12 protein-coding genes are annotated in these 15,691 nt (G+C 62.4%); 3 read left to right on the top strand and 9 right to left on the bottom strand.

The features are described from left to right. Positions 1 to 16: 16 nt before the first annotated feature. The 8 genes from CHB90_RS17055 to CHB90_RS17020 form a co-directional block, all read right to left on the bottom strand. A complete protein-coding gene (locus tag CHB90_RS17055) occupies positions 17 to 760 on the bottom strand; it encodes an SDR family NAD(P)-dependent oxidoreductase (RefSeq protein ID WP_089279063.1) in 744 nt (247 codons plus the stop codon). Positions 761 to 856: 96 nt separating this feature from the next. After that, the gene (locus tag CHB90_RS17050) at positions 857 to 1,738 is read right to left on the bottom strand and encodes an NAD(P)-dependent oxidoreductase (RefSeq protein WP_089279062.1); all 882 of its coding nucleotides are present in this window, start codon (positions 1,736 to 1,738) and stop codon (positions 857 to 859) included. 39 nt (positions 1,739 to 1,777) lie between these two features. After that, positions 1,778 to 2,110: a cupin domain-containing protein gene (locus tag CHB90_RS17045; RefSeq protein ID WP_089279061.1), complete on the bottom strand. Its 333-nt coding sequence runs from the start codon at positions 2,108 to 2,110 to the stop codon at positions 1,778 to 1,780. Between the two features lie 70 nt (positions 2,111 to 2,180). After that, positions 2,181 to 4,481 carry a DUF4962 domain-containing protein gene (locus tag CHB90_RS17040; RefSeq protein WP_245823284.1) on the bottom strand — a complete coding sequence of 767 codons (2,301 nt, stop codon included), beginning with the start codon at positions 4,479 to 4,481 and terminating at the stop codon, positions 2,181 to 2,183. A 105-nt stretch (positions 4,482 to 4,586) separates the two neighbouring features. After that, positions 4,587 to 6,149 carry an extracellular solute-binding protein gene (locus CHB90_RS17035; protein ID WP_170941100.1) on the bottom strand — a complete coding sequence of 521 codons (1,563 nt, stop codon included), beginning with the start codon at positions 6,147 to 6,149 and terminating at the stop codon, positions 4,587 to 4,589. Positions 6,150 to 6,183: 34 nt separating this feature from the next. After that, positions 6,184 to 7,065, bottom strand: a complete 882-nt coding sequence (locus CHB90_RS17030; protein WP_089279059.1) for a carbohydrate ABC transporter permease — start codon at positions 7,063 to 7,065, stop codon at positions 6,184 to 6,186. 13 nt (positions 7,066 to 7,078) lie between these two features. Then, on the bottom strand, positions 7,079 to 8,074 hold the full coding sequence (locus CHB90_RS17025) for an ABC transporter permease (RefSeq protein ID WP_089279058.1): 996 nt from the start codon (positions 8,072 to 8,074) through the stop codon (positions 7,079 to 7,081). Further along, positions 8,071 to 9,174 (bottom strand): ABC transporter ATP-binding protein, encoded by a 1,104-nt coding sequence (locus CHB90_RS17020; RefSeq protein ID WP_089279057.1) that lies wholly within the window; start codon positions 9,172 to 9,174, stop codon positions 8,071 to 8,073. Before CHB90_RS17020 ends, CHB90_RS17025 begins: the two co-directional genes overlap by 4 nt. Before the next feature lie 178 nt (positions 9,175 to 9,352). Here CHB90_RS17020 and CHB90_RS17015 point away from each other — a divergent pair, with 178 nt between their 5' ends. The 3 genes from CHB90_RS17015 to CHB90_RS17005 all read left to right on the top strand — a co-directional run bounded on the left by CHB90_RS17015 (position 9,353) and on the right by CHB90_RS17005 (position 12,838). Then, positions 9,353 to 10,603 (top strand): enolase C-terminal domain-like protein, encoded by a 1,251-nt coding sequence (locus CHB90_RS17015; protein ID WP_089279056.1) that lies wholly within the window; start codon positions 9,353 to 9,355, stop codon positions 10,601 to 10,603. An 82-nt stretch (positions 10,604 to 10,685) separates the two neighbouring features. Further along, a complete protein-coding gene (locus tag CHB90_RS17010) occupies positions 10,686 to 11,378 on the top strand; it encodes a GntR family transcriptional regulator (protein WP_089279055.1) in 693 nt (230 codons plus the stop codon). Between the two features lie 89 nt (positions 11,379 to 11,467). After that, positions 11,468 to 12,838, top strand: a complete 1,371-nt coding sequence (locus tag CHB90_RS17005; protein ID WP_089279054.1) for an MATE family efflux transporter — start codon at positions 11,468 to 11,470, stop codon at positions 12,836 to 12,838. A gap of 21 nt (positions 12,839 to 12,859) precedes the next feature. On the opposite strand, the gene CHB90_RS17000 is transcribed toward CHB90_RS17005, so the two are convergent. After that, entirely contained in the window at positions 12,860 to 15,691 is a 2,832-nt protein-coding gene (locus tag CHB90_RS17000; protein WP_089279053.1) for a tetratricopeptide repeat protein, read from the bottom strand.

Here is a 15,691-nt window from a genome sequence, read left to right as displayed (position 1 = left end):
CGCCGGGGCAAAGCGGTCAGCTGAACAGCGTGCCGCCGTTGATGTCGACGTTTGTGCCGGTAATGAACCCGGCAGCATCGCTGGCCAGGAAACACACCAGTTCGGCCACATCGTCAGAGGTGCCCTGGCGCCGGGCAGGTGCCGTGGCCTCCAGCGCGCGGCGCGCCTCGTCCTTGGTAAAGATGTTGTGGAAATCGGTGTCGATCATGCCCGGGCAGACGGCGTTGACGCGGATGTCTGGCCCCAGTTCCTTGGCCAGACCACGGGTCAGGGTCATGACCGCGCCCTTGGACGTGGCATAGGCAACCGCCCCGCCGCCGCCGCCATCGCGTCCGGCCTGACTGGCAAGGTTGACGATGGCGCCCGTTTTCATGTGCGGCAGACACGCCTTGATCATCAGAAAGGTACTGGTCAGGTTGAGGTCCATCACGGCCTGCCAATGCTGCAGCGACATCTCAGAGATCGTCTTGCGGGCAATCAGCCCGCCCGCGTTGTTCACCAGGATATCGACACCGCCGAACTCTGCGACTGTCCGGTCCACCAGCGCCGAGACGCCCTCTGGTGTTGTCAGATCGCCCTGCAGGGCAAAGGCCGTGCCGCCGCTGGCGGTGATCTCTTCGACAACCTTGTTGGCCCCGGCATCGCTGGCGAAATAGTTGATTGCGACATGTGCGCCTTCGGCGGCCAGACGTTTGGCACATGCGCCGCCGATGTCCCGGCCCCCGCCGGTGACAATGGCGGTTTTTCCGTTGAGTTTCATGGTCTTTCCTTCCTGCCCTATGGACTGACCCGCTGCGTGCAGCGGGTCAGCGTGTGGTCTGCTGAATTGTCTCCAGCTAGACAATCGTCGCGTGGGTCACTTGGCCAACTTCAGGAAATAGTCGAATATTTCCGGGACGTTGCCATTCCCCATGCCCGCATCCACAGCGGCCTGAAGGTTATGCGAGGTGCCTTCGGCAATCTCGGCCCGGGTGCCCAGATCCTCTGCCATCTTGAGGAAATACCCCAGATCCTTGTTGGCATTATTCAGCGAAAACCCCAGATCGCTGACCCCGTCGACGGCGTAGTTCTTGCAGAATCCCATGAAGGGCGAGTTGGACGGACCCGTGGACATGATGTCAAACAACTGCTGACGATCGACACCGGCGCGGTCGGCCACGGCAAAGGCCTGGCTCATGGTGCAGACGGTGGTCATGCCCATGAAGTTGTTGACCAGCTTGGTCACATGACCGTTGCCCAGCGCGCCGAGGTAAAAGATGTTTTCGCCCTGCTCTTCGAGCACCGGCTTGACCTTTTCAAAGGTCGCCTTGTCGCCACCCACCATGATGTTCAGCAACCCGTCCGTGGCATGCGCCGGGGTCCGGCCCAGCGGCGCGTCCAGCATGGCTGCGCCCTTGGCGGCCAGATCGGCACCGATCTTGCGGGTCGAGGCCGGGATGGAGGTGCCGAAGTCGATCAGCACGGCGCCCTCTTTGATGCCGGCCAGAATGCCGTTGTCGCCGTAAACCAGCTTTTCCACCACGTCAGAGGTGGTCAGGCACAGCATCACGATGTCGCTGGCCGCTGCCAGTTCCTTGGGCGAGGTCGCCTCACGCGCGTTGCCACGGTCGATCACTGCCTTCACGGCATCCTTGTTGAGGTCCATCACGACCAGTTCAAACCCCCGCTTTTGCAGGTTTTCAACCATGTTGCCGCCCATGAGGCCGAGGCCGATGAATCCGATGACGGGTTTGGTCATGCCGTGTACTCCCTTGATTTTTTTATGATGTTTGTTGATTCAGAGAAAATCTTCGCGGTGCGGCGTGAAGATATCCAACAGCGTGCCGGCCTCCAGGCAGGTCGCGCCGTGTTCGATGTTGGGCTGTTTGTACAGCGAGTCGCCCGCGCCGATGACATAGGTGTCATCGCCGACGGTAAATTCGAACTTGCCCGAGATGACGTAGGTGACCTGCTCATGCGGATGGTGGTGACGGGCCGCCACGGTGCCGGTTTCAAAATGCACCTCGACACACATCACGTTGTCATTGTGCGCGGCAACCTTTCTGGTCAGCCCGCCCCCCGCGTCGAACAGCCTGTTTTCGTTGCCGGGAAAGAAGTTTTTCACAGTCATTTCACATATCCACGCAGTAAAGTTCGGTCTGGCACCGGACGAATGGCCCGGTGCCGCTGATCGCGACAGGTCAGGTGTTCGCCAGCTTCTTCATCACCACCTTGAAGGTGTTTTCATCGGTGTCGGTGAAGTAGAGATCGGCGTCATACCCCTGATCATCCATGAAGTTGAAGATCCGTTTCGGCTCTGCCAGACGGTAGGGTACCAGAAGGGTGGCAATCCGGTGGCGGGTGGCGGCGGGGTATTGCGCGTGCAGGCAGGTGCTGACGGGCAGGCCCTCGTAATCCGCCGGATCGACGCCCGGAAACCCGGTTTCCTGGGTCAGGACCGGCTTGCCCGCCTCTGACCAGACCACCTGCCCGTAGAACCCGGCCCGTTCGCCGGTGTAGCGAAAGGTGGTTTTCCCAAGGTCATAGGGCGCGTTGGCGTGCAGCAGCCAGTCGAGGGTGACAGGGGTTTCGGCATCGACCTTGTCGACGATGACGAAATAGCTGCCGCGCACGAAATAGACCTCACGCTCGGCCAGTGTCACCTCGGGCGACAGGCTTTGATAGGCGGCGGTGGCGTCGCCCTTGATGTAGATGTGATCCTCATGCTCTTCGGCGGCAAGGATCTTGCCCGCGGCGGCCATGGCCTTGGCCTTGTCCTTGTCGGCGTACTGGCCCTTGCCGTTGATCAGGATGGCGTTCTTGGACACGGTCTGGCGCCGCCAGAGCCGGTGCATGGTCGAGTTGAAGGCAACGTAATAGCCGGACTGGATCGCCAGATCCTCGCCGTAGGCGGCCATGCAGAATGCGTTCTGGTCGCCGTGGCTGTGGCTGATCGACCCGAAGGGAGAGGATTTCATCACGAACTGAATGTGCTGATCCGGGTCGGCCATCTCGTGCTGGACGCCAACCCAGCCGATGCCCTTGAAATGGCGCATGCCCGACGGTGGGTCCGTCGCCTCGACCTGCGGGAAGTCGGTCAGGTAGGTGAGTTCGTCAAAGTTGGTGTCCCACCAGCCCCAGTTATAGAACGCGCCTTCGGTGCCGGGGTTCAGGCGGGCCAGTTCCTCATGATACCACTGATATGCGCCATTGCCGGTGACGCCCGCGTATTGGCGCAGGTTGATGCCGGTCTTGATACACGGCAGATCGCCCTGTGTGCTGTCGTCGCCAAAGGTGGCGCGGCGGGTGTTGGGCGCCTTGCAGAACAGCGGGAAATCCCCGGTGTTGCGAAAGAAGGGCCGTTTGTAGAGGTCGATGCCGGTGAAGGATTTCAGCCGGTTGGCGGCCTCGATCAGATAGGCCATGCCCATCATCCAGTAGTTTGTGCCCTCGGCCCAGCCGCCATCGCTGTCCCCCCAGGGGGAATAGACACCGGCCAGAAACTCGATGCAGTAATTCAGCCAGTCGCGGGCCTCGTCCCCCTCATCATCGCCCAGCAGGGCGATGCAGGCCGGGACCAGCGTCAGAGAGACCGACCGTACCGCGTGGCTGTCGTAGGGAAACAGGTGGATCTTGGCGTTGAGGATCGCGTGTTCGGCGATGTCGCGGGTGCGTTCCAACAGGGCGGCGCGCACCTTGGCGCGTTCCTCGTCGGTCATCTGGTCGTACAGCCAGTCATAGCCCCAGGCCAGCGCGTTGCACACGCGGTAGGCCCATTCGTCGGTGTAGGCGCGCGAGGTGATGCCCATCGGGTCCCATGACGCGGCTTCCAGCAACCAATCCTTGGCGCGGTCCAGCATCGCGGCGTCATTGGTGACCTGACCGCCGATGGCCAGGTGGCGGATCGCGTACATCAGTTCCTGAAGGTCGATGTAGGTCTGCCGCCACACCGGGGCGACGCGCTTGTGATCGGGATAGCCTGCGGGTTCGGACATGACCTCGCGGTCCATCCACGGCAGGACGGATTCGCGGTAGAACGTCTCCCAAGTGCAATGGGTCGGGTCCGCCTCTACCGCGGCGCGGAACTCTGTCAGCCGGTCGGGGGTCAGCCAGAGGCGCGGATGGGCGCGTTCGGAGTTGCAAAACCGGGATTTGCGCGAGGGCAGCGGCGAGTCCGGCAACCCCTCGGTGATGGTAAAGCTGCGGGTCACGCTCCAGTTGGTGGCGGGTTTGCCGGTGTCGGGATCGCAGACGGCGTAGGACCAGTGATACGCGCCCGGCTCCAGCGTCATGTTCGGCGTGAAGAAATTCAGCGGGATGCGGGTGAAATAATGCGTGCCGCTGCTGGGATAGGCAGGATCGGTCGAGACGCGCAGGACGTATTGCGCCTCTTCCTCGATCACCGGCAACCAGGTGAAACGCGGCGGGTTCTCGACGATGTCGGTACTGACGTCCGGTCCATACTGGATCGTCAGGCGGCCTGTCTTGGGTTCGTCGAGCATGGGGGCGGATTGGCCTGGCATCGGTCCGGTGTTCCTGTTGTTGGCGGTCGGGGAAAGCGCGGCCTGGATCGGCCGCACTTGGTGTTTTCAAGGGTCTGGACGGGATCAGTTGTACTGACGCTCGTAGGCGGTGTTCAGGACCTCGATGACGTCCGCATAGCCCATCTTGTCCAGCGTCTTGGTGTAGTCGTCCCAATCTGCCTGAACGTCGCCCGATCCGAGGATCCAGGCCTGCTGGCGCTCCAGCATGTAGGTACGCAGGGACGGCCAGTAACGGTCAAAGACAGCCTGTTCCTTCTTGTTCAGCGCAACGCCAAGGAACTGGTCGATCAGCAGATCGTGGGTGTCATACAGCTCGATCCCCTTGCGGGCGGCCTCGGACGTCCACTGCCATTCGTAGCGGTAGTCCTGCCAGTAGCCGCGCTGGATCTGTGCGCCTTCCAGATACATCTGGCTGTTGACCGGGCTGTCACTGTTCAGCACTTCGGGTTTGTAGACCGGCTCTCCGTCGACCATGTCCCATGTCTTGCCTTCGACGCCGAAGTTGGACAGCAGGCGGCCCTCTTCGGTAAACCAGAAGTCAAAGTACTTGATGACCGTGACCGGGTCTTTGGCCTGGTGGCTGATCGCCCAGCCATCCGGCTTGATCGGGATGCGGCGGTGCTCTTCCATCCGCACGCCACCGGCAGACGCGGGCGGCAGGAACGGGATGAAGTTGAAGCCGTCGATCTTGTCGCCAAGGGCGTCGTTGTAGCCCGAAGTCGAAGCGAACCAGTCATGGGTCATGCCACCGAGGTTTTCGGACAGCAGGTAGTCACGCGACGACGAACCACGGGTAAAGATCTCGGGGTCGATCAGGCCTTCGGCGTACCATTTGGCGACATTGGCCAGCGCGTCACGATAAGCGACCTGGGCGTAGGGATGCACCAGCTTGCCTTCGTCATTGACGTAAAAGTCATGGTAGGTGTCCGACCCGGACGACCGCGCATCCCACAGGGTGAGCAGGCGGTTCACTTCTTCCCACTGGCGGGCGAAGTAGGGAATTTCGTCCTTCAGACCGTTGCCGTTCGGGTCCTGATCGCGGAACGCCACCATCACGTCATACAGCTCATCCACGTCCTGCGGCTGTTCCAGCCCAAGTGCGTCCAGCCAGTCCTGACGGATGAACCATGCCCGGCCATATTTGCCGTCGGGCAGGTAGGGAATGTAGTAGTAGTTGCCGTCAAAGGCCGAGATCGCCTCTTTCAGGCCCGGATGGTCCTCCCAGAACTTCGCGATGTTGGGCGCATGCTCTTCAACCAGTTCGTTGAGCGGCACAAAGGCGCCCTGCGGGCCGTATTCGTTGACCGGCTGCTGGATCAGGTGACCGCCGACGATGTCGGGCATCTTGCCCTGAGCGATCAGCAGGTTCATCGCCTCGTTGCTGTCGGTGGAGTTGCGTCCGGCTGTGGCGTCGATCAACGAGACACCGGTCAGCTTGCGAGCTTCCAGTTCGACCGGATAGGGCTCACCGGACTTCGGCACCATATAGCCCTGCGCGCGTGGCCAGTGCATGTGGATCGTCAGTTCGACCGGCTTATCCACGACTTGCAGATGGCTTTCTGCGTAGGCGGGAACAGTCAGGGACGTGGTGCCCAGAATGGTCAAGGCCAAGGATAGTTTTCGCATGGTTTCCTCCCAGTTGCGACAACAGTTTAGTCGGTTACTCTTTGACCCCACCCAGCAGGATACCCTTGCTGAAGTACTTCTGAAGGAAGGGGTAGATCATCAGGATCGGGATGATCGAGCAGACGATGATCGCGGCGCTGACCGTCTCGAACGAGTAGGTGGCGTTGATCAGGGTGCTGGCGAATTCCTCATCGTCGGACAGTTCGACGATGACGTGGCGCAGGTAGACCTGCAGCGGGATCTTTTCGTCGTCCTGCAAGAGGACCATCGCCCAGAAGAACCCGTTCCAGCGTGACACGATGCAGAACAATGCGACCGTGGCGATGGCCGGTTTCGACAGCGGGACAAAGACCTTCCACAGCACCTGGAATTCGTTGGCGCCGTCCATCCGCGCCGCCTCTTCGAACGATTGCGGAATGCCCTCGAAGAAGTTGCGCAGCAGGATGATGTTGAAGCCGTTGACCGCAAAGCCGATGATGATGCCGAAATAGCTGTCCAGCAGTCCCAGATCCCGCATGTTCAGGAAAAAGGGGATCATCCCGGCGTGGAACCACATGGTAAAGGCGACCATCAGGTTCCAGAACCGCCGACCGTAGAGTTGCGGACGCGACAGGGCGTAGGCCCCCGGAATGATGAACAGCAGGCTCATCAGCGTGCCGCCGATCGTGTAGATGAACGTGTTCTTGTAGCTGGTCCAGAACATCGGCTCGCTGAGGACCTGCTTGTAGGCCTCCAGGGTAAAGCCCACCGGCGTCAGGATCACGTTGCCGGCGCGGGCCTCAAAGCCAGTGCTGAGCGACAGCGACGCGATGTAGATGAACGGGTAGAGGGTTGAGATCGTGAACAGTGCGATCAGGACCATGTTGATGATGACGAAGAGTTTGTCACCGCGCGAATAGAGGTTCATGTTGGCCATGTTGCTTGCTCCCTCACCACAGCGACGTGCGCGAATAGCGCTTTGAGATCGTGTTGGCCGTCATCACCAGAACAAAGGCGACCACCGCGTTGAACAGGCCCGCAGCCGCGGCAAGGTCGTACTGACCGCCCTGGATGCCCTGGCGATAGATGAAGGTGTTCACCACATCCGCGGTCTCGAAGGTTGCGGGCTGGTACAGCAGGATGATCATCTCAAAGCTGACTTCGAGCATGTTGCCGATGCGGATGATCAACATGATGATGATGGTCGGCATGATCGACGGGATCGTGATCTTCCACATCATCTGCCAGCGGCTGGCGCCATCCACGACCGCGCTTTCGTACAGCGTGGGGGAGACACCGGCGATAGCGGCCAGGTAGACGATCGACTGGAAACCCGCCTCTTGCCAGATGCCCGTACCGACAAAGATCGGCCTGAACCATTCCGGTTTGGTCAGAAAGTAGATCGAGTCCATCCCGAACCATCCAAGGATCGTGTTCACGATACCCGCAGATGGAGAGAAGGCCGTTATGACAATCCCCGCGATGATCACCGAAGAGATGAAGTGCGGCAGGTAGACGATGGTCTGCGCGGTGTTCTTGAACGCCTTGTGCAGCACTTCGTTGAACATCAGCGCCAGCAGGATCGGCATGGGAAAGCCAAAGAGCAGGCCGTACATGCTGATGATGATGGTGTTGCGCAACGCGCGCAGGAACTGATCGTTGTTGAACAGGGCGTCGAAGTGTTCGAACCCGATCCAGGGACTGCCCGCGACACCGCGGAAGATCGAATAGTCCTTGAAGGCAATCTGCAGGCCGTACATCGGCTTGTAGAGGAAGATCAGCAGCCACAGGATGGTCGGGATCAACATGGCATAGAGCTGCCATTCGCGTTTCAGGTGGTCCCCGACACGGTTCATTCTGCTGGGTTTGCGCTCTCGCTGCGCCTCGCGGGCCTCGATGACCAATTCCTCGGTCTTGGGGCCGGTGAAATCGGGATCGCTGCTCATTGTTCTGTCACCTGTCCCGGCAGCGCGACCCCGGTTTCTGCGTCAAAGACGCGGATCAGGTTCGGCGCGATGGTAAAGCCCGAAATCCCGTCCAGAACGTTCATCTGGCCCACGGTTTCGGTGCGGATGACAAAGGGTTCGCCGTTCAGGCTGGCGTGGATCAACGCCTCGGAGCCCAGGGTTTCGGTCAGATCGACCTCCACCTTGACGCTGTCCGCCGCGCTGTCGTCGGCGATCCGGACAAATTCCGGCCTGATGCCCAGGATCACGTTCTTGCCCACGGCGTTTTGCAGCGAGGGCAGCGGTGCCAGCGTCAGCCGCTGACCGCCAAACTCTGCCACCGGCGCATCGCCGCCCGACGTGATCTGCGCCGCAACCATGTTCATCGGCGGCGAGCCAAGAAAGCCCGCGACAAAGGTATTGGCCGGGTTCAGGAACAGGTCCATCGGAGAGCCGACCTGTTCGATCTTGCCGTCGTTCATGACGACAATCCGGTCCGCCAGCGTCATCGCCTCGACCTGGTCGTGGGTGACGTAGATGCTGGTCACGCCCAAACGCTTGTGCAGGCGCTTGATCTCGGCGCGCATCTGCGTGCGCAGCTTGGCGTCGAGGTTGGACAGCGGTTCATCGAACAGGAACACCTTGGGGCGGCGCACGATGGCGCGGCCCATGGCAACGCGCTGGCGCTGACCACCCGACAGGTCGGCGGGGCGACGCTCCAGATAGGGCGTCAGGCCAAGGATGTTGCCCACCTCTTCGACCGAAGAGGCGATCACCTCTTTGCTTTCCTTGCGGATGCGCAGGCCAAAGGCGATGTTTTCGGCGACGTTCAGGTGCGGATAGAGCGCGTAGTTCTGAAACACCATCGCCACGTCGCGATCCTTGGGGGCGACGCGGTTGACGCGCCGGCCGTCGATTGTCAGATCGCCGTCGGAAATCTCTTCCAGCCCTGCAATCATGCGCAGAGTCGTGGATTTGCCGCATCCTGACGGGCCGACAAGCACAACGAATTCCTGTTCGTTCACTTCCAGATCAATCCCATGGACGACCTGCACGGCACCGTACGCCTTGACGATACCATTGAGCTGAACACCAGCCATTCCTCCTCCCCTTCTCCTGCCAGTGGCAGGCCTGATCCCGTTCAATTCCCGCGCCGATCGGCCTGGCGATTCGGCTGGAAATTTCAACTGGTATACTAGTAATAAATCTGGAATACTAGTATTGAAATGAACGGCGGCACGGCGAATCCTGCCAGGCCACAGGCACGAAAGGCGAAGTATGCGGATCACGGAAATCACCATCACCCCCATCGCGGTCCCCGATGTACCGCTTGCCAATACCAAGGGGGTGCACCAGTCGGTCTTTCTGCGCTCTGTCATCGAGATGCGGACAGAAACAGGGCTGGTCGGACTGTCCGAGTCCTATGGCGCCAAACGAACGCTGGACGGATTACGCAAGGCGGCCTTGGCGCTTGAGGGGCTGGATCCCTACGATCTGCACGATCTGCGGCGTCGCATCGAAACCGCCCTGCCCGATGCCGGTGGCATCAATGCGCCCACAGCGCTGGCCGATCACCAATTGGTCGACGTGGTCTACAGCGCGTTTGAGCTGGCTTGCCTCGACCTGCGCGGCAAGGAGGTCGGTCGTCCGCTCTACGACCTGCTGGGCGGCGCGGTGCGCAAACAGATCGGCTTTGGCGGATATCTCTTTTTCAAGTTCGCCAAGCAGGATCTGACCTTTGGCCCCGACATCATGGGCGAGGTCATGACGCCCGACGCGATGGTGGCGCAGGCGCGTGAATTTGTCGGCGCTTACGGGTTCCGGTCGCTCAAGCTGAAGGGCGGCGTGCTGGAGCCGGACGCCGAGGTCGAGACCATGCTGAAACTGCGCGAGGTCTTTCCCGATCATGCGCTGCGCATTGACCCGATGGGCGCATGGACGGTGCCCACCGCGAAAAAGATCGTCGACCAGTTGGACGGGGTGCTGGAATACCTTGAGGACCCCTGTCGCGGCATGGATGCCATGGCGGAACTGTCAGCGCAGATCGACATGCCGCTGGCCACCAACCTTGTGGTTGTCGAGTTCGAGCAGATCTTTGAGGCCGTACGCAAGGACGCCGTGCAGATCATCCTGTCAGACCACCACTACTGGCGCGGCCCGACCGGCGCGATCCATCTGGGAGAGGTCTGCCGCGCGGCGGGTCTGGGGGTGTCGATGCACTCCAACTCTCATCTCGGGATTTCGCTGGCCGCCATGTGCCACGTCGCGGCGGCCACGCCGAACCTGACCTATGATTGCGACACGCATTACCCGTGGTCGACCAAGGAAATCGTCACGTCCGGGCGGCCTGTGTTCGAGAACGGTACGCTGCGCGTCCCCGAGCGGCCGGGACTGGGTGTCGACCTGGACCATGAGGCGGTCGCAGAGCTGCATGACCTCTACAACCAGGCCATGGTGCGGGACCGCGACGACACCGACGAGATGTTAAAGTATGTGCCCGATTATGTGCGAAAAGTGCCGCGATGGTAGGTCACGACACGCCCCGGCCGCTGCTTGAACTGGCAAATCTGCAAGAACATCGTTATTGGGACAACGTCATGGAGGACGAGCAATGGCTCAGGTGAACAACATTCGGGATCGCCGGACGGCGGTCGACGATATTTTCGACTATCTCCATGACGAGATCCTTTCGCTGCGGCTGCGCCCCGGCGACAAGATCTCGGAGGCCGACATTGCCGCCCGGTTCGGCGTGTCGCGGCAACCCGTGCGCGACGCCTTCAACCGGCTGGCAAACCTTGACCTTTTGCTGATCCGCCCGCAACGCGCGACAGAGGTGAAACGCTTTTCCTCTCGTGAGATCGAAAAATCGCGCTTTGTCCGGGCGGCCATCGAAAAAGAGGTGCTGAGTCGCGCCGCAGAGTTCTGCGACGTATCCGACGCGGCGCTGCTGGACGCCTGCCTTGCTCGCCAGACCGAGGCAATCGAGGCGCGGGATTTCGGCGCGTTCGGCGCACTCGACTACGAATTCCACCAGGCGCTGTGCCAGATCGCCAAGGCAGAGTTCGCCTTTGACGTGATCCAGAGCGAAAAGGTCAAGGTCGACCGCCTGTGTACACTGGGTCTGTCGAAAGAGGACCGCATGCCGCAACTGGTCGAGGATCACCGAGAGATCGCAACAGCCGTCAAGGCGCATGACCCGGATCGCGCCATCGCGGCGGGCATGCTGCACCTGTCCCGACTGGACGATACGATCGAGCGGATTTCGTCCACCAACGCCAACTATTTCGATTCCGAAACCGCCTGAGTCCGCCATAGGCGCAGGGATGGTGCGGCGCTGATGCGCGGCCCGCCCCCGCGCTGTGGCGTGCGCTGTATCTGATTGGTTTACACCCTATGCGCGCTTCCACGTCCGCTGTGGCGGTCCCCACAACCTGGGACGTCTTTGGCCTTGCCTGGCCGATGACCCTCAAAGCGATCATGTTGCACGGTATTGTCGTGATCGACGCCTACCTTGTGTCGCCCCTGGGCGAACCGGCGCTGGCGGCGCTGGGACTGGCAGGCGCCGTGGCGGGCCTGTTGCTGGGAGTGCTGCTGTCCTTTGCCAATGCAACCCAGATCCGGATTGCACAGGCCTATGGCGGCGGTGACCCGGTGTTCCTGAAATCCGCGCTCTATTCCGGGATGGCCATCAGCCTTTCCATCTGTGCCGTTGGCTTGCTGGCGCTGGGGGCGGGCGGTGGCCATCTGCTGGACGCTCTGGCCCATGATCCCTGGATCGCGCAAGAGGCGCGGCGCTATCTGACGGTCTTTGCGATCGTCATCGCCGCCGAGGCGGTGGGGCAATGCCTGTCGAGCTATTTCAACGGCACCGGAAACACCCGCATTCCGCTGTTTGGTTACATGATCGGTGTGCCGGTCAACGTCGTGGTCAGCCTGATCTTTATCAACGGCTGGCTGGGTGTCCCGGCGATGGGCGTGGTTGGCGCGGCAATCGGCAGCGCCACTGGCGCGCTGCTGCAGGCGGGGTTCCTGACCTACAGCGTTTTGCGCCGCACCGGCGCCTACCGGCATGTCATCGGCTGGCGCAACGGCACTTTCGCCGCCTCTGTCAAACGCCACCTCGGCTTTGCCGCGCCTATTGCTGCGACCTTTATCAGCGCGACGGTGGCCAGCAACGTCTGCATGTTGCTGTATGCCCGTCTGGGCGTGAATGAATTTGCGGCCATGACGCTGATCATGCCCTGGATCATGGTCGCCGGAACATTCGGCATGTCCTGGGCGCAGGCGACCGGCATCTACGTCGCGCAAATGCTGGGGCGCAACGTCTCCGGGGACGCACTCGACGCCTTCCTTGCCGGGGCATGGCGCGCGGCGGTTGTGGCAGCAGGGTTGGTGGCCCTGTTCTACATGACAATCTGCGCGCTCTCGCCGTGGATCTATCCAGATCTGCACGCGGAAACGCTGGCCACATTTGTTGGCTACTGGCCGATCCTGTTGTTGTTGCCCTTTCCCAAGGGATCGAATGCGATCTGTGGCAACACGCTGCGCGCGGCGGGTGAGACGGTCTATGTCATGCACGTCTTTGTCTGGTCGCAATGGCTGTTCCGCGTCCCGGCAACAGCTATCCTGATCCTGTATTTCGACGTACCTGCCTTTTGGGTTCTGGCGGTTCTGCTGCTGGAGGAGCTGGTGAAGTTTCCCGCCTTTCACCTGCGGTTGATCCGGGGGGATTGGAAACGCGCGGCGCTGCTGGATCTCGGATAGCGGGTCAGGCGCGTCGGACCGCTACGCGCGGGTCGAGTCCGCCAACCTGCCAAAGGCGGCAACCAACGCCTGCGGCGCGTGGCGGTCCCGCGCGTTCCAGTATTGGCCTGAGGTCTTGTAGCTGAGGCGCACATGAGGCTGGACGTGGGCCGCCAGTTGCGCCTGCGTCAGGATTGTCAGACCCGCCTCTGCCTCTGCCGGGGTGGCCTGCCCCAGCCAGTTGGCCACCGCGCGGGTCATCAGCCCCGGTCCGGTCTTGAACCAGGTGCCATCGTTTTCCCGCGCCAACAAGGACCGCCCTGCCGACTGCAACGCCCAGAGCACAAGCGGATGACCTTCGGGCGCGCAAATCACGTTGTTGGCGACAGCGCCCCACAGCTCACGCGTCACGATCATCCCCGGCCCTTCGGAGATCAGCGCCTCCAGGTTTCCGGCCAGCTTGTCATCCGCGTCGGCATAGATCCCGCCATGGCGGTACAGCAGACACAACCGAAGGAAATCGCATTCCTCCGCCGGGGAGTTCGCCAGTTGAAAGGCGCGGGCATGGCGCGGGCCAAAGTGTTCGCGCAAGAAGACCATCGCCCGGGACCGGTCATAAAGCTGATGATCGAACCCCGCCGCGCCCTGCCAGCTTTGCATCAGGCTGGCGACCTCTTCGGGCACCTTGGGCGTGTTCCAGTACTGAAAGATCCTTCGCGGCACCGTTGATGACCCGGGCCGTGGCCCCAGCCGCCCGACATGCCCGGCAACGATCTGCGCGGCAGGAAAGAAGAAATCCTGCGCCAAACGGGCGCGCGCCTGTTCAGGCGCCTCGCCCGTGGCCTCTGCCTGATCCCGCGCGTCGCAGAACAGGCGCAATTCATTGAACTGCGCACCGTGCAGCGTGGTCGAGAAATGCGCCGCGCTTTGCCGCCCGGCCTCGGGGTCGCTCTGCACCTGTCGGACCAGATCGGCAGAGGCCTCAACATCGCCAAGCGCCAGCGCCACATCCAGAAACTGGCGCGGCGGCGGCGTGGCCAGACCGGCGCGGGCGCGGGTCTCTGCCAGATCGCGGGTTTCCGTCAACCGCCCCTCCTGCACCATCAGATGCATGCGGTCCAACCCCAGGTCCAGCCCGGCAAAGCGCGCCTCAAGCGCGTCCAGCCAGGCGTGCCCTGCCTCAAGGTGTCCGGTCTCGATGGCCGCGCGCAGGAACTGACGGCGCAGACGCGGCGCACCAGGCCAACGCCGGACGCAGGCGCGCAGATATCGAAACGCTATCTGCCGCTCACCGGCGTCCAGCAGACGTTCGCCCAACAGCACGGCGCCCTGCGTGTCACGGCGGGCGGGCAGATCGGCGCGGGCGCGTGTCAGCGCTGCCTCGGGGCCAAACAGCAACCCGGTGGCAAAGGCGCGAAACTCTGGCAAACGTGACGCGGGCAGTCGGGATTCAAGCGCATCCTGCACCCCTGTCACCGTCTCGGGCGGCAGGATCACCCGCGCCCGGGTCAGCAGAAACCGCGCGATCAGCGGCGAAAGCGCGGTGCGGGCGGCGACATTGCCCACCACGGCCACCGCAGCGGCGGAATGATCGGATTGCTCCCCCAGCTTGAACAGCCGCAACAGCTCTGCCTCGCTCATCCGGGGGACCGCAGCCGCCAGACGATCCAGCAGCGCGGCGAGGCGGCTGCCCTGCCCTGCAAGCGCCAAAAGCTCGGCGGTCTTGAGATCCAGCGCCAGACTGCCGTCGGCATGCCCCTCCAATGTGGCCAACGCCGCCTCTGGTGCCCCGCGCGCCGCCTGTGCCTGCGCCAGTTCCAGCCGCACGTCAGCGTTGTCCGGGGCGGCGGTCAGGCAATCGGCAAAGCGTTTTTCGGCCTCTTCGGTTCGGCCTGCCTGCATCATTGCGCGGGCCAGTTCCAGATGCAGGCGCGCCTCTTGCGGCACCTCGACCAAGGCGGCGGTCAGACGGTCAATGGCGGCCTCTGGCCGCCCCATGTGCAACAACAACCCGGCCTGTCGGGCGATCAGGGCGGGATCACCGGGCCGGATCGCTTGTACCTCGACCACCAGGGCAAATGCGCGATCGGGATCACCTTCGGTCTGGGCAATGTCGATCCGGCCCAGCCAGGCCCCGAAGTGATCAGGTTGCCGCTGCAAGACATCACGATAGGCGGCATCCGCTGCAACCAGATCGCCGGACTTGCGCCGGATCCGCGCCTCTATCAGCGCAAGTTGGGCATTCTCCGGAGCGGTGGCGCGCAGTGACACGGTCAGCGCCAGGGCGGCATCCGCCTGCCCCACCGCCTCTAGCGCGCGCACCCGCTTTATCTGCAACGGAACCACATGCGCGGGACAATGTTTCTCTGCCTCCGTGGACAGGGCCAGCGCCTGTTCGGCGTTGCCACGGACCAGAGCAATCTCGACCACGGTCAGCCACGCCCCCGCGTGATCGGGCCGCAGGGTCAGCACGTCTCGATAGACCTGTTCGGCCTGTTCCAATTCACCCGCCCGGTGCCACATCCCTGCGGTGACAGCGGCCAGCGGCAGATCCTCTGGCGCATCGCTGCGCAGATCGGACAACAAGGCCAACGCCGCCTCACGCGCGCCTTGTGCCTCCAACGCGCGGGCGCGCTTGGATTGCAGCGCCACCCGATGATCGGGGCAGAGCGGCGCCGCCCTATCGCACAGGTCCAGCACCTGACCGGCCAGGCCACGCCCCAACGCCAGTTCTATCCGTTCCAGCCAGGCCCCGGCGTGAGCGGGCCGCAGAGTCAGAACCTGATCATACAACTGGTCCGCGCCGTCAGGGTCGCCGCCGGTATGTAGCGTCCGTGCCTGGGCCAGAAGTTCAGGGATGCTCTTTGCGTTCAA

Source organism: Antarctobacter heliothermus (assembly GCF_900188425.1).
GTDB classification, from domain to species: domain Bacteria; phylum Pseudomonadota; class Alphaproteobacteria; order Rhodobacterales; family Rhodobacteraceae; genus Antarctobacter; species Antarctobacter heliothermus.
The sequence above is the reverse complement of the archived record's forward strand: the minus strand, read 5'-3'. Positions and strand labels throughout refer to the sequence as shown.